The following is a 15105-nucleotide window of genomic DNA, read 5'->3' as shown; positions in this document are numbered from 1 at the left end:
CGCTCCCTTGCCGCCGCGATGCATCTCGAAATCCATAGGGTATATAGGGAGTAACTATGATTAAAAATAGAAAAATTAGGATGAATTATTGTAATATCAACACGACTAAACCATTTATATTTATACCCGTTATCTTTCAAGCTGCCTCTTTGTTGGCTGCACTCACTCATCCCGGTTACATAGTTCTCTATGCTCCCGGGGATTCGCTCCCTTGCCGTCGCGATGCATCTTGAAATCCATAGGGTATACTCCAAGTATCCGTTAATTTACCCAAATCAAACGCATAATATAATAGAAATTATCAATTCCACTGGGTAATACAAAATCGCCTCTCAACCCTATACGCTAATCCGTATCAAGGCTTTTCGTTCAAATTCCTATCTTTTTAATTTAATGCAGAATCGATTACCTCCCTACAAACTACAAACCTATAATGGGTTACATCTGAAGATAGCTGATTTTCAAATAAACTATTTTCAGACGAAATTGTTTTTCAATGGTGGGGATAAGGATCTAAAATTAATCTGACATCTGACATCTGACATCTGACATCTGACATCTGACATCTGACATCTGACATCTGACATCTGACATCTGACATCTGACATCTGACATCTGACATCTGATATCTGACATCTGCCTCATCTTTCCCGTAATCGACGAATAACACAACTGAGATCCAGATCTTGATCCTGTAGTAGAACCATCAGGTGATACATCAGGTCGGCTGCTTCATTTGTTAACTCTTCTCTATTATTAACTACCGCGGCCAAAGCAGTTTCTACCCCTTCTTCACCCACTTTCTGAGCGATTCTTTTAGTACCGCTGGCATATAACGTTGCGGTGTATGAGTTGTCGGGGTCGGCTGTTTTGCGACTTGCCAGCAATTGTTCAAGCTGATAGAGAAATCCCCATTCAGTTTGCGCCGGAGCAAAGCAACTGTGTGTACCAACATGGCAGGTAGGGCCGATTGGGTCAGCGAGTGCTAACAGGGCATCGTTGTCACAATCAGGATAGATATTGACCAAATTGAGAAAATGGCCGGAGCTTTCACCTTTGGTCCACAGACGTTGTTTACTGCGGGAAAAGAAAGTAATTTTGCCCGAGCTGATAGTGGTATTCAGTGCTTCTTTATTCATATAGCCCATCATGAGAACATCGCCGGATATCGCATGTTGCACAATAACCGGCATCATATAAGCGACTTTTTCCCAATCCAGTTTTTCGATTTGTTGTGCGGTCAGCAAGTTCTTATCTCCACGCCGTGTTGTGAAAGGTACTGTTTTAATTCGCCAATATTAATAATGTGTTTATGGAATACAGATGCAGCAAGTGCGCCATCGACATTTGCCTGTTTAAAGGCATCAAGAAAGTGTTCTGGCGCGCCTGCGCCGCCAGAGGCAATAAGAGGGACATGACAAACGTCGCGCACCTGTTTTAGTTGAGTCAGATCGTAGCCATTACGGACCCCATCCTGATTCATCATATTGAGCACGATTTCACCTGCGCCGCGGCGTTGCGCTTCTTTTACCCAATCGAGGGTTTGCCATTGAGTGGCCTTTGTGCGTTTTTCATCACCGGTAAACTGATAAACCTGATAGCGGCCAGTACTTTCATCAAACCAAGTATCAATCCCTACGACAATGCATTGAACGCCATAACGATCGGCTAAACGGGTAATTAAGGTTGGATCGGCCAGTGCAGGGGAGTTGATGGAGATTTTATCTGCCCCAAATGAGAGGATTTGCCCTGCATCTTCGACGGTTTTAATCCCACCAGCAACGCAAAAAGGAATGTCGATCACTTCCGCAACTTTGGCGACCCAACTTTTATCAACTACCCGCCCATCAGATGAGGCAGTAATATCGTAGAAAACCAATTCATCTGCGCCTTCTGTTGCATAACGTTGAGCGAGCGGCACAATATCACCGATAATTTCGTGATGACGAAATTGAATGCCTTTAACCACTTGCCCGTCACGAACGTCAAGGCAAGGAATTATGCGTTTTGCCAGCATTGAATTGCCTCCGTCAGGGTAAATTTTCCATCAAGTAATGCACGACCAATAATAATCCCGGCTACACCACTGGCAGGTAGAGAAGAGATATCATTTAATGTGCCGATGCCCCCCGACGCCTGAAACGCGATTTGTGGATAGCATTGGCAAATAGCCCGATATAATTCGACATTTGAGCCATTTAGCGTGCCATCGCGGGAGATATCTGTACACAGGACATGTTTCAATCCGCAAGGCAGATATTGCTCAATAACCTGTTCCAGAGTGATGGAGGAATTCTCCCGCCAGCCATTGATGGCAACCTGTTTCATGCCTGTATCATTGATGCGGACATCCAGCGCCAGCACAATATTTTCCGCACCGTAACGTTTAAACCATTGGGTAACTAATGCCGGTTGTTTTATGGCAATGGAGCCAATTACGATCCGGTTGGCGCCTGCATCAAGCAATGTTTTCACATCTTCTTCTGTACGGATGCCGCCGCCAACTTGAACAGGTATAGAAACTGCTGCAAGTAATTTGCGCAGTAAAGGAATCTGGCGGGCGGATGGATCTTTAGCGCCGGTCAGATCGACCAGATGAAGTTGTTTTGCTCCCTGTTGTTCATATTGTTGAAAGTGGGACAGAGGATCGTGTTGATAATCCCGTTGCTGAGCATAATCCCCCTGATGTAACCGTACTACTTTGCCATCGATCAAATCTAATGCGGGTATAATCATTGTGCCTACATCTCCAGAAAATTCTTTAATAGTCTGGCTCCGGCAGCACCGGAACGTTCAGGGTGAAACTGCACGCCAAAGAAGTTGTCTTTGGCGATTGCACTGCTGAAAGTATTGCCATATTCAGTTTGCGCAATGGTGTAGGTATTCAGCGGGATCGCGTAGCTATGGACAAAATAAAAATAGGTATGGTCTTCAATACCACGGAATAGCGGGTGTCCGGCTTTTGGCAGAACTTGATTCCAGCCCATGTGTGGCAATGGAAGCCCATGAGTAGCCATTTTTTGCACAGGGGAATCAATAATTTCGAGTAAGGTGACATTATCGCTTTCTTCGCTGGTAGCAGCGAATAACTGCATGCCAAGGCAAATACCTAACACAGGTTGGCTAAGTACTTTAATTAACGGTATCAGTTCCCGTTGTTTCAATTGATCCATTGCGGCACTGGCAGTGCCGACGCCAGGCAAAAGTAATTTATCTGCTGCCAGGATTGTCGCTGCTTCCTGGCTGATTTCAGGTTGATAGCCTAATTTTCGGATGGCGTAAGCTACCGATAACAAGTTGGCGCAGCCAGTATCGAGAATGACGACTTTCATCACAAAACCCCTTTGGAACTAGGCAATATATCGCCTTCTACCCGAATCGCCTGACGCAGTGTTCGGCCAAAGGCTTTAAACAGGCTCTCCGCTCTGTGATGATCGTTGCTGCCTTTCGTTTTCAGATGCAGTGTACAGGCCATTGCATAAGAGAGCGATCGAAAGAAGTGCTCAATCATTTCAGTACTTAAATCACCCACCCGCTGGTGTTTGAATTCAGCTTTATATTCCAGATAAGGGCGACCGGAGATATCGAGAGCGCAGCGGGCAAGGCATTCATCCATTGGCAACACAAAACCAAAGCGGCAGATGCCCCGTTTATCTCCCAAAGCCAGTTTCAATGCTTCTCCCAATGCCAGACCGGTGTCTTCAACAGTGTGGTGATCATCAATACAGAGATCGCCTTTAACCTGAACATGCATGCGGAAGCCGCCGTGAGTAGCAATTTGATCCAACATATGGTCAAAGAACCCGACACCGGTATTGATATCGCTGCCGCCTTCATGATCGAGCCAAACGTCAATATTGATGGATGTCTCTTTAGTGATACGTTGAATGTGAGCGTGGCGATCTTTACGGGTTAGTTGTTCACTGATGGCAGACCAGCCAAGGTTTTTCGGATGATAACGTAACCCCTGAATGCCCATATTTTTTGCCAATTGCAGATCGGTTTCCCGGTCACCAATCACATAGCTGTTAGCGGTGTCCATCAAGCCTTCTGCCAGATATTTTTCCACTAGTTTTATGTTTGGCTTACGGCAATAACAGTTCTCTTCTGGTTTGTGAGGGCAGATTAAAACTTCATCAAAATAGATCCCTTGAGAATTGAAAATCTGCATCATCAGGTTATGTGGCGGTTCAAACTGTTCTAATGGAAAACTATTTGTGCCAAGGCCATCCTGATTGGTGATCATAATTAGCCTGAATCCCGATTTTTGCAGGGCGAGCAGAGCAGGAATAACCTCGGTTTCCAGTGCCAGTTTATCCAGACGATCAACTTGAAAATCTGTTGGCGGTTCAGTGATCAGCGTACCGTCCCGATCAATAAAAAGGAGTTTCTGGTTCATCAGCTTGCGATCTCCCTTGGTTGTTCATTTATAGTGGAAAGGGTTCTGATGGCTTCAACCACCTGCTTGCATTCTTTACGGCTGCCAATGGTGATCCGCAGGCAACCCTCCAAACCGGGCTGTTTACGCTGATCGCGCAGGATGATGCCCTGATGCCATAATGTTTTGAAAACAGTTTCTGCGTCATAGAATTTCACCAATATATAGTTGGTTTCACTGGGGAATACCTTTTCAACGATAGCCAATTTATTCAGGGCTTGTTGCAAATAATCGCGGTTCTTCCTGGTCTCAATAACCCGTTTTTGCATAACGGCGATGCCTTCTGTTGTCAGTGCCTGTGCTGCAATATCCGCAACAGGAGTAGAAAGCGGGTAAGGCGCGATCACTTTTAACAACAGAGTGATGATATCCACAGAAGCTAGCGTAAATCCACAGCGCAGACCGGCTAAAGCAAAAGCTTTCGAGAGGGTTCGCAAAATGACTAAATTTGGATAGTTTTTTAGCCAACTTGCGATACTATTTTCCGGGCAGAATTCGATATAGGCTTCATCAATGGTGACAATGGCGCGGTTGGCGGCCAGTTTCAGGATTTTACGCAATGAATCTGGATTAATTGTGTTTCCTGTTGGGTTATTAGGGCTACAGATATAGATCAATTTTACCCGGTCGAGGTTATTTTCGATCGCTTCGATATCCAGTTGCCAATTTTCCAGTGTGGTAATTTTCTTTTGTTCGACACCAAAAGCTTCAGCGCTGACACTGTACATACCATAAGTCGGAGGGCAAAACAGAACCACATCTTGTCCGGGTTCACAAAATACGCGGATCAGAAGTTCAATGGCTTCATCAGCGCCACGGCAGGCTAACACTTGCTCAGGTTGTAAGCCGACATAGGCCGCATAACGGCGGATAACCGAGGCTGGCTGGCAGTCAGGATAACGATTCAATGTTTGTTTAGTGCATTGGAAATCCGGCGCCAGGGGGTATTCATTGGCATTCAACCAAACATCGCCATTGCCTCCAAGGCGACGAGCAGACATATAAGGGGTTAATTTGCGGATATTTTCTCGTGCCAACAGCTTGGCGTCGAAAATGTTATTCATAATTGACTCCTTACCTACAGTGTTCAATGCAGCCACACGCAAAGTGACAGCGTTTTTATGAGCGGTCAGTTGTTCCGCTTGCGCTAGTGTTTCAATGGTCTGAGATAGGTTCAGTAACCCTTGAGGCGTCAATTGCTGAATCGTCATACGTTTTAGGAAATCTGCCAGACCAAGGCTGGAATAGGTTGAGGTGTAGCCATAAGTGGGTAATACGTGATTGGTTCCTGATGCGTAATCTCCCGCAGATTCCGGCGACCAGTCACCGAGGAAAACCGAACCGGCGCTAGTGATTTTTTCAACCAGTTGTTCTGGCTGACGGGTTTGGATAATCAAGTGTTCTGGGCCATAGCGGTTGCTGATTTCTACACACTGTTGCAGGCTTGTTGTCACAATAATCCGGCTGTGTGCTAATGCTTTGGCGGCAATTTGATTGCGGGGAAGCTGGATAAGCTGTTTTTCGATTTCCGCTATCACTTTTCTGGCTAATGCTTCATCAGGCGTAACCAATATTACTTGTGAGTCAGGGCCATGTTCTGCTTGTGAAAGTAAATCGGCAGCCGCAAAGACGGGGTTTGCCTCCTCGTCGGCAATAATAAGCAGTTCCGATGGGCCGGCAGGCATATCAATGGCGGCGCCATCTACGCGCTGACTAACTTGTCTTTTGGCTTCGGTAACATAAGCGTTGCCTGGGCCAAAAATCTTATCTACTTTTGGCACGGATTCTGTTCCGAATGCCATAGCGGCAATGGCTTGAGCGCCGCCAATCTGGAATATTTCCCTAATTCCACACAGGGTGGCTGCATAGAGAATTTCATTGGCAATCGGTGGTGGGGAGCAAAGTATAACTTTATGACAACCCGCTATTTGAGCAGGTGTTCCGAGCATCAAAACGGTAGAAAGTAATGGTGCGGAACCGCCGGGGATATAGAGCCCGACAGAATCAATAGGCCGTGTTACTTGTTGGCAATAGACCCCCGGTTGGGTTTCTACTTCGATCTTTATAGGCTTCTGCGCTTCGTGGAAAACGCGGATATTATTCATTGCTTGTTGCATTGCCTGTTTAATGTCGTCATTCAGGCTGTTTTCCGCAGCGGCTATCTTTTCCGGTGAAATACGGATATTTTCAATAACCGTTTTGTCGAAACGGCGGCTGAATTCACGCAGAGTGTGATCGCCATACTCTTTTACCGCATGCAGAATTTGCTCCACGGTACGGGAGATTTCTTCAGAAGCCGAAATAGCAGGACGTGTCAGTAAAGCGTTTTGTTGTTCATCATGGCATCCCTGCCAATGGATCAAGGTATCGAAACGGTGAGTCATTTTCGTTTACTCCATCATCTTTTCAATTGGCAACACTAAAATGGAGCTGGCGCCAAGGGATTTAAGTTTCTCCATCGTTTCCCAAAACAGTGTTTCGCTACTTACCATGTGCATGGCAACGCGGTTTTGATCCCCCGCCAGCGGTAGAATTGTTGGACGTTCTGCCCCGGGCAGCAGAGCAATCACTTCTTCGAGTTTTGCACTGGGTGCGTGCAACATGATGTATTTGGATTCACGGGCCTGAATCACCCCTTGAATGCGGGTCAACAGTTTTTCAATCAGTTGCTGTTTATCAGCGGGCATTTCACCATCACGTTGAATAAGGCAAGCTTTGGAACGGTAGATAATTTCGACTTCCCGCAGACCATTCGCTTCCAGTGTTGCACCAGTTGAAACCAGATCGCAGATGGCATCTGCTAACCCGGCGCGGGGTGCAACTTCAACCGAACCATTTAGCAGACAGGATTTAAAGTGGATTTTTTTCTGATCGAGATAACGTTTTAACAGATGAGGGTAAGAGGTTGCGATGCGGGCATTTTGTAAACATTCGACGCCGGTATAGTTGTAGTCTAGGGGGGCAGCCAGTGAAAGGCGACAGGTGCCGAAATCAAGACGGCGTAAGGTGAAATAACGTGGATCTTCTCCTTGAGCGCGACGGCTTAATAGCTCTTCTTCCAGCACATTTTCACCGATAATACCCAGATCGACGACGCCATCCATAACCAGCCCTGGAATATCGTCATCACGTACCCGCAAGATATCAATTGGCATATTTTCCGCGAATGCAATTAGGCGCTGTTGTTGCAGATTGATTTTGATACCACAACGAGCCAGTAATTCTCGTGAATCTTCGCTTAATCGGCCTGACTTCTGCATTGCGATACGTAAACGTGATTTATCTAACATTTTTATCCCCACTTAAAATCGGAAACATAAAAAAACCCCCGGAAAGATTCTTCCGAGGGTTTTTATCGCATTCATGCCACCGGAAGACCCGCTAAACGTCTTCCAGCACACAACCGCCTGAAAGACTAATCAGGATGATGATGGTGGTAATGGCTAAATTGAATGCGGATCATAATGGTTTCTCTTTAATTTATTATTGCTATTAGTGACTGTTTGCTGCCGGTTGATTTTACTCACTGACCAGCAGAGGTTAAATTTTTTGCTCGCTATTCAACCTATACGATTTGATGCTCTAAAAGCAATCTATTTTTTTAACAATAAATTTATATTGCAATAATATTTTGTTTTTACTTGAAAAATTTTTTTATGGGAGAAATACAGTACCAATAATAACAGTGGCTTAATGTTCAAATTGTTTGCATAATCAAAATAATATCAGGCATAGAAGGAGTGGTGATGAAAAAAGTTTCCATTATCGGTCTGGGTTGGTTGGGGATGCCATTAGCCAAGGCGTTGAGTCGTAGTGGTATACAGGTTGTTGGCAGTAAAACGACGCCGGATGGTGTAGAGGCAGCACGTATGTCTGGTATCGAATGTTATTTGTTACAACTGGAACCTCAGATCAATTGTGCGCTTGATGATTTAGAGCAACTGATGGTAGCCGATGTGATGATCATCACTTTACCGGCAAGCCACACTGCGGGTGGCGGTTATAACTATGTTAGGGCAGTTCAGTTAATTGTCGATACTGCGCTTTCATACTCTGTGCCAAGGATTATTTTCACCAGTTCTACTTCTGTTTATGGTTTTGTTGCTGGCAATCTCAATGAAGATGCGCCTTTTTGCCCTGAAACATCTTCCGCTCAGGCGTTGGTTGAATTAGAGAATTGGTTGCACAAACTGCCCAATATTTCCGTTGATATTTTACGTTTAGCTGGTTTGGTAGGCAGTGGTCGTCATGCCGGGCGTTTTCTGGCGGGAAAAAAGGAAGTTAAAGGGGGTAATCAGCCGGTCAATTTAGTTCATCAGGATGATGTTATTTCAGCCATTAACTTATTAATTCAGCGGACTAAAGGTGGGCATATTTATAATTTATGCGCGCCTGTTCATCCAACCAAAGCTGAATTTTATCCTAAGGCCAGTAATCAGCTTGATTTAGTTCCACCTGAGTTTTCCAGAGAAGAAACTCAGGTGGGAAGCCGGATTGTTGATGGCAGCCGTATTTGCCGGGAGTTAGGATTTAAGTATCAATATCCCGATCCTAGATGGATGCCAATGAGCTGATTTTTTTCAACTTAATTCAATCATGACAATTTCTTTGAACGCTGGTCTTTCTGCCATTAATTGGTACCAGCGTTCAATATTTGGCAGAGATGGACGTTTGATTGGAATATTAAGCCAGGGATAAATCATTGGTCCTAAGACAATATCAGCCATGCCAAATTTATTGCCAGAAAGATATTTCTGTTCTGCCAGAATGTTATCGAGCACTTTCATTAGTTTTTCGATTTCAGTCAGGGTTTGCTCTATTTGTTTTTGATCCCGTTCTGCTTCCGGTGTGCGAATGAAACCTATCATGAGTTGTCGGATATGAGGAAACAGATGTGAACCAACCCAATCCATCCATTTGTCTGCGTTTGCTCTTTCTTGTAGATCTTGTGGATAAAGTCCATCTTTACCAAATTTTGCGGCAAGATAACGAACAATTGCGTTAGATTCCCACAAAATAAAATCGCCCTCCTGTAAACAAGGGATTTTTCCATTCGGATTCATTTTCAGATATTGCGGGTCATCCAGTTTGCCAAATTTACCGCCAATATCTACTTGATTATACGGTACATTAAGTTCTTTCAGACACCAGAGCACTTTTTTTACATTGGAAGAGTTTTTACGGCCCCAAATGGTCAGCATGAGCTTCTCCTTGGATCGGGATAATAAGAAAGTTTTTTACTTGCTACCAATAATGCTCTATCAGATTAAATGAAAACCAATGATCAGCACAATCTTTACACTGTTTACGTTGGTTTCTTGTCGTACAACATTTTATATTAATAAGAATTTGACATTTTTTCTTATTAAATAAAGGGGAACGATGATGAAGAAAAGTCTGGCGATGACGATGAAATGTGTTATTGCGGTGCTGACAGTGGCATCAATGGTAAGTGCTCGTGTTTATGCATCGGATGAACCTATCGTTCCACCTGTGGACGCTAGAGCTTATGTATTAATGGATTATGACAGCGGTAAAATTCTGGCGGCGGGTAATCCCGATGAGCGGCTTGATCCAGCCAGTCTGACAAAAATTATGACCAGTTATGTTGTTGGTCAGGCGATAAAAGCGGGAAAAATCACGCCGGAAGATATGGTTACTGTGGGAAAGGATGCCTGGGCGACGGGTAATCCCATACTGAAAGGTTCTTCTCTCATGTTTCTTAAACCTGGTGACAGGGTAAAAGTGATCGATTTGAATCGTGGCGTTGTTATTCAGTCTGGTAATGATGCCAGCATTGCTTTAGCGGATTATGTGGCAGGTAGTCAGGATGCTTTTGTGAGTCTGATGAATAGTTATGTCAAAGCACTTGGTTTGACTAACACCCATTTTCGCACAGTTCATGGGTTGGATGCCGAAGGTCAATTCAGTACTGCGCGTGATATGGCGATATTGAGTCAGGCCATGATTCGGGATGTTCCTGATGAGTACGCCCTGCATAAAGAGAAAGAGTTTACTTTTAATAACATTCGACAGCCTAACCGTAACCGGTTGTTGTGGAATAAAAATATAAATGTGGATGGGGTGAAAACCGGATATACCGGCGGCGCTGGTCATAATCTGGTAGCTTCCGCAACCGAGGGACCTATGCGGCTGATTTCTGTTGTACTAGGTGCGCCAAGTGATCGGGTTCGTTTCGCCGAAAGTGAAAAATTACTTGCATGGGGACTCCGTTTTTATGAAACAGTGACGCCCATTAAAGCTAGCGAACCGTTTGTTTCAGAAAAGGTTTGGTATGGCGATCGTTCAGATGTTGCTCTTGGCGTGGAAAAAGATGCGGCAATTACCATTCCTCGTGGGCAGCTAAAAAATCTGAAAGCCAGTTACACGTTAAATCAGATGCCATTGACAGCGCCTTTGGTGAAAAATCAGGTTGTCGGTGTGATTAATTTCCAATTGGGGGATAAGGTGGTTGAACAACGTCCTTTGGTGGTTAAGGAGGCGGTGGAGGAAGGTGGCTTTTTCAGTCGCATATGGGATTTGATTGTGATGAAAGTAGGTGGTTGGTTTAAGGCGATTTTTGGTTGATTTGGCGTCAAAATGGGATTTATGCGGCAGGTTGGGTGGCATTTTAAGGCGCGGCATTTTGCCGCGCACGTTTTACACTTATTTTTTTCCATCTAGAGAGCAACGTTTGCTGTTTTTTACCGCAGATCCGTTATACCGGCCTTTGAATAACAAGACACCATCAGGTTTATCTTGCCAGTAAGCCCATAATTCGACCTCAGTTCTAATATGATGCCCAATATTTTCGTAACGAATGTGTGTAGGTGATAAACCTCGATAATTGCGGGTTGACGTTCCTTCATATCGGAGTTCATAGCTATTAGCGAATCCTGTTAAATCGCCACTTCTGAATAGGATACAGGTTGCTACGTCATGAAATTCTACCCATCCATTAAGCGGTTTATTTTCACCTTCAGTTTCTATTTCAAAAACAATGACATTTTTGCCAGTTTCAGTTTTACCAAATACCATCAGCTTTCCATCTTCAATGGGGCGCAATAAGGATATTGAATTCTTTTCTGGGTCGATAATCAAACCACCATATTCAACCCCATTGATACTGGCTGTGTAATTGGAAAAACGACTAACGTTGCCGCCGCCGAAAATAACAAGAGGCTCCTGAGGATTTGAAACATCAAGTTCACCGGCAAAAGGTCGGATAGCATCACCGTCAGAAAAAATCTTTTCGCTTTCTCCACTGCCAATAGCACCATATATTTCTATTTTACTGTTCCAGGCAACTTCATCTTTTGCTATAGGAACAATAATGAGGTTCTCAGAAACTAAGATTGGTGGAGATTGGTAAGTAATCCCCTCAAAAATAACATCGTAAACATCAAAAAATTCAACACTGCCTTCAACAAATTTGACGGCTCTATGCCATGCTCCATCGTAGAAATGATCTGTTGCATAACCTGAGGATGGCTTTTTAATACGTTGGCTTTCTTCTGACATTTGATCACCTATTATGAAGAGAAATGAGTGAGAGAAAAATATACCCGTTATCTTTCAAGTTGCCTCTTTGTTGGCTGCACTCACTCACCCCGGTCACATAGTTATCTATGCTCCCAGGGATTCGCTTCCTTGCCGTCGCGATGCATCTTGAAATCCATAGGGTATAGATATTCAAGTATTAAAAATAGTAGTAAGTGTTATTGATATTTGTCAAGAAAATGGGTTTTTACTATTTTATAGGTAATATTAGGTGGGAAATTAATTTTTAAAAAATCAAAATATCAATGTTCATAAATAGATTTAATACAATTGTGTTAATATGTTGTTATTGGGTATATTAAGTATATGATCAATAAATTCATTAGGATTAATTTTAGGTCTATTATTGTCTTTTTATTATTCTTGTGGGTTTTTATTTTCTATTTGAAATGATTTTTAAATTAATTGAATGTAGATTAATGACATTAAAATAGCATTATTGAAATAAGATATTATTTATTAATTATCGTGAACTTAAAGTGGTGTTGCTAGAACAGGCAGAACCTTGTGATCAAGGTTCTGCCTGGATATGGGAGTCTCTGGTAGAAAAATATTTTTGGTTTTTACCCAATATCAGCTTTGTTCTACCAGAGAAACACTACACTCGATTTTTATTGTAACAATAAGGAATTAGGTGCAGCTATTTAGCAATTTATGACTTTATATTAGGAAGCCAACAATGTTGCGTTGTAGATATAATTGTAACCACCAGGAGAAACCGCTGATGAAGAAGTTATATTTACACGTTTGTTATTACTGCAAGCGCTCAGAAGAAGATGATACAATGCTGCGCCTCTGTAGTCCTGTGCATTCCACCATAACAGATAGTTAAATTTTCCGTTAGGGAATTGCATAGTTACAGTCACTTGCAATTGGTTTTGATCAGGAGCTGCCTGAACTGAAGTTACTGTACCAACAGCGAAGTAGTAATTAGGGTTTTGAGGATTTTGAGGGTTTTGAGTAGTTTGTTCTGGTTTATTTTCTGTTACCGCTTCATTAGAAGAAGGATTTACATAGTTCATCGTGTTAACCTTTTAATTTAATGTAATTGAAAAAAAGAATTTTTTACCAAAATGTGCAGAGCAGTAATTTGTCCGCCGAAGAAATATAAGATAATTGGTAATTGTAATCTATATTAAAAGTTTATCTGTGTTATATAATTATTGATGCTGTTAAAATGTTGCCAATAATATATTTCCTCTAAATGGTTATAATAATCAAGGGCATCACTCTAATCAAAAAATAATATTGATATTTATTTCATGTTGTTGAAATGAAAAAATTAATGATATGTTCCAATAGGCATTATTTATTCAGGATGTTCTTATTAATAGAGTTTGGGCAAGAAAGGGGACTTAGGTATTGAAATGTATGGGCGATATGTAGTGAATGATTTAAATTTTTATTTTCCAGTTAATATTCAGATAAAACATTATGAAATTATTCTTATACTATAATATTTCGCATGGATATATATAGCTGAAATATTTGAAATTAATTCATTTAAATCTATTTAGGTTTTAATAGTACCTGCATGTATGATATTTTATTAATAATTCTAAATTGGAAATGTTATTGATGTAATTATATCTATTGTTAATTATTTACAGTGTACAATGAGGGGGATGTTGTTATACCTTATTTTAAAAAACTGAGTGGGGGCTATGTGCCATTCTGGGATTGATTTTCAGGGGGGATATTTTTGGGTGAAATTAAATTTTGATAATAATATATTGATATTATCTGTATGGAATAGATAACCGCTTAATTAAATTCAATTTATTGAAAGTGTATTTTCTGTTATTTTTATGAATTTATATTTTTATATTATACCCTATGGATTTCAAGATGCATCGCGACGGCAAGGGGGTGAATCCACGGGAGCATAGATAACTATGTGACTGGGGTGAACGAGCGCAGCCAACAAAGAGGCAGCTTGAAAGATAACGGGTATAAATACAAATAGGCAGGCAGAGCGTTAATATTACGCTCCGCCTTAAATAGGGTAGAATGTGCTGTTATAAAAATCAGCTTCATTATACCAGGGAAATGTTGCGCCAAACGCCTATCACAACATTACTGTATTTTGCGATTAATGAAATCGCTTCAATCAGATCGAGTTTCTATTAGGAATCTATTATTTGGCTCAAGCATTTCACAGGCGATTATTTTACATAGAGATTTCTACGCAATTAATATAATCGCAACCGAGAGGACCAACTTTTCCTACGGTGCCTATTTTCACATCTTTCTTACCGCAAAGCGCTTCCATCAGGACTTTATAAATCGCCATGCCTCTATTGTCTAACAGATTCCATTTTAAAAGCATTTCTTCAGATGTGCCATCAAGCATTAATACAGTCACCATGACTTGCATAACTTTGTCTGGCATAATTTTCATTGCAATGATTTTACAGCTACGTAACATTACGTCGTCCATCATATCTTTATCTTTGATCAAAGAAGGATGCATGTCGTTAATCATAATATAAACTCCAAAATATAATTTAATTAATAAATAAACTTATATTATCTCTGAATAAATAACGGAGAACCGTTTGTTTGAGAAATATAAGGTGGTTGGTACTTATACTATAAAAGCAATCTACATAAGAAATTTTTTTACACTAAAAGTATAGGACAGTTAACATTTTTAATTGGCATATAACATTTTCTCTAACACATATAACTATAGGTGCCATTCATAGGTTGTCAAATAAAATTGAGAAAATAATTTAATTAATTGATAAGTAGAGTTATATTGCCAAAAATAGAAAATAAATCATCAACGTAAGAAATATAAAATAATCGGGATTTTTTATATTGCATATAGTTAGATTAAATTAAAATATTATTGGTAATTTATTTTTTTTGAATGATTAGCTTGATAATTAAAAATTTAAATTATATTTTTGATTGTTGTAAGTAAATATGGTCAATTTATTTATTTGAAATTTATATAAATATTAATGTAAATGAGATATTGTGTGTGTTTTTTATAAAAAAAACTTTTCTTTATGAAGTATTGGTCTATTATTTAAAAAACTCAATAGTAAAGAAAATAGCAATGTAAATAACTATTTCAATATTAAGGCTAAATTGTATTA

The 15105-nt window shown here is 41.3% G+C and carries 14 protein-coding genes, 1 pseudogene and 1 other annotated feature; of the genes and pseudogenes, 2 read left to right on the top strand and 13 right to left on the bottom strand.

Translation table 11 applies throughout. The features are described 5' to 3' along the window. Positions 1-641: 641 nt before the first annotated feature. The 9 genes and pseudogenes from hisIE to hisL all read right to left on the bottom strand — a co-directional run bounded on the left by hisIE (position 642) and on the right by hisL (position 7901). Complete coding sequence (gene hisIE, locus V2H77_RS10625; protein WP_341498752.1) at positions 642-1247, bottom strand: bifunctional phosphoribosyl-AMP cyclohydrolase/phosphoribosyl-ATP diphosphatase HisIE; 606 nt, start codon at positions 1245-1247, stop codon at positions 642-644. Continuing rightward, entirely contained in the window at positions 1241-2017 is a 777-nt protein-coding gene (gene hisF / locus V2H77_RS10620; protein ID WP_341498751.1) for an imidazole glycerol phosphate synthase subunit HisF, read from the bottom strand. Before hisF ends, hisIE begins: the two co-directional genes overlap by 7 nt. Continuing rightward, complete coding sequence (gene hisA, locus V2H77_RS10615) at positions 1999-2736, bottom strand: 1-(5-phosphoribosyl)-5-[(5-phosphoribosylamino)methylideneamino]imidazole-4-carboxamide isomerase (RefSeq protein ID WP_341498750.1); 738 nt, start codon at positions 2734-2736, stop codon at positions 1999-2001. Before hisA ends, hisF begins: the two co-directional genes overlap by 19 nt. Positions 2737-2741: 5 nt before the next feature. Further along, positions 2742-3332, bottom strand: a complete 591-nt coding sequence (hisH, locus tag V2H77_RS10610; RefSeq protein WP_341498749.1) for an imidazole glycerol phosphate synthase subunit HisH — start codon at positions 3330-3332, stop codon at positions 2742-2744. After that, the gene (hisB, locus tag V2H77_RS10605; protein WP_341498748.1) at positions 3332-4399 is read right to left on the bottom strand and encodes a bifunctional histidinol-phosphatase/imidazoleglycerol-phosphate dehydratase HisB; all 1068 of its coding nucleotides are present in this window, start codon (positions 4397-4399) and stop codon (positions 3332-3334) included. The genes hisH and hisB overlap by 1 nt, the downstream gene beginning before the upstream one ends. Beyond that, on the bottom strand, positions 4399-5502 hold the full coding sequence (hisC, locus tag V2H77_RS10600) for a histidinol-phosphate transaminase (protein WP_341498753.1): 1104 nt from the start codon (positions 5500-5502) through the stop codon (positions 4399-4401). Before hisC ends, hisB begins: the two co-directional genes overlap by 1 nt. Positions 5503-5523: 21 nt before the next feature. Further along, a pseudogene (gene hisD / locus V2H77_RS10595) lies at positions 5524-6822 on the bottom strand (histidinol dehydrogenase); the annotation flags it as partial. Between the two features lie 6 nt (positions 6823-6828). Further along, positions 6829-7728, bottom strand: a complete 900-nt coding sequence (gene hisG, locus V2H77_RS10590; RefSeq protein WP_049583418.1) for an ATP phosphoribosyltransferase — start codon at positions 7726-7728, stop codon at positions 6829-6831. Between the two features lie 26 nt (positions 7729-7754). Next, positions 7755-7878 (bottom strand) — a sequence feature (His leader region). Further along, entirely contained in the window at positions 7854-7901 is a 48-nt protein-coding gene (gene hisL, locus V2H77_RS23630) for a his operon leader peptide (protein WP_109791964.1), read from the bottom strand. It overlaps the preceding feature by 25 nt. Positions 7902-8184: 283 nt before the next feature. Here hisL and V2H77_RS10585 point away from each other — a divergent pair, with 283 nt between their 5' ends. After that, complete coding sequence (locus V2H77_RS10585) at positions 8185-9012, top strand: SDR family oxidoreductase (RefSeq protein ID WP_341498747.1); 828 nt, start codon at positions 8185-8187, stop codon at positions 9010-9012. Positions 9013-9018: 6 nt separating this feature from the next. Here the strand turns inward: V2H77_RS10585 and V2H77_RS10580 are convergent, their stop codons facing one another. Beyond that, positions 9019-9639, bottom strand: a complete 621-nt coding sequence (locus V2H77_RS10580; RefSeq protein WP_265380149.1) for a glutathione S-transferase family protein — start codon at positions 9637-9639, stop codon at positions 9019-9021. Between the two features lie 181 nt (positions 9640-9820). Between V2H77_RS10580 and V2H77_RS10575 the strand changes: the two genes are divergently transcribed. Then, entirely contained in the window at positions 9821-11026 is a 1206-nt protein-coding gene (locus V2H77_RS10575; protein WP_341498746.1) for a serine hydrolase, read from the top strand. A gap of 78 nt (positions 11027-11104) precedes the next feature. Here V2H77_RS10575 and V2H77_RS10570 read toward each other — a convergent pair whose 3' ends face one another. The 3 genes from V2H77_RS10570 to V2H77_RS10560 all read right to left on the bottom strand — a co-directional run bounded on the left by V2H77_RS10570 (position 11105) and on the right by V2H77_RS10560 (position 14483). Beyond that, positions 11105-11959 carry a hypothetical protein gene (locus tag V2H77_RS10570; protein WP_341498745.1) on the bottom strand — a complete coding sequence of 285 codons (855 nt, stop codon included), beginning with the start codon at positions 11957-11959 and terminating at the stop codon, positions 11105-11107. A 704-nt stretch (positions 11960-12663) separates the two neighbouring features. Beyond that, positions 12664-13020: a hypothetical protein gene (locus V2H77_RS10565; protein ID WP_139655028.1), complete on the bottom strand. Its 357-nt coding sequence runs from the start codon at positions 13018-13020 to the stop codon at positions 12664-12666. 1148 nt (positions 13021-14168) lie between these two features. Next, on the bottom strand, positions 14169-14483 hold the full coding sequence (locus tag V2H77_RS10560; RefSeq protein ID WP_074524987.1) for a Cro/Cl family transcriptional regulator: 315 nt from the start codon (positions 14481-14483) through the stop codon (positions 14169-14171). Between the last annotated feature and the right edge of the window lie 622 nt (positions 14484-15105).

The sequence above is a fragment of the Photorhabdus sp. P32 genome (assembly GCF_038085095.1).
Classification (GTDB): Bacteria; Pseudomonadota; Gammaproteobacteria; order Enterobacterales; family Enterobacteriaceae; genus Photorhabdus; species Photorhabdus luminescens.
Note: the sequence above shows the minus strand (reverse complement) of the source record. Positions and strands in the feature narration are given on the sequence as shown.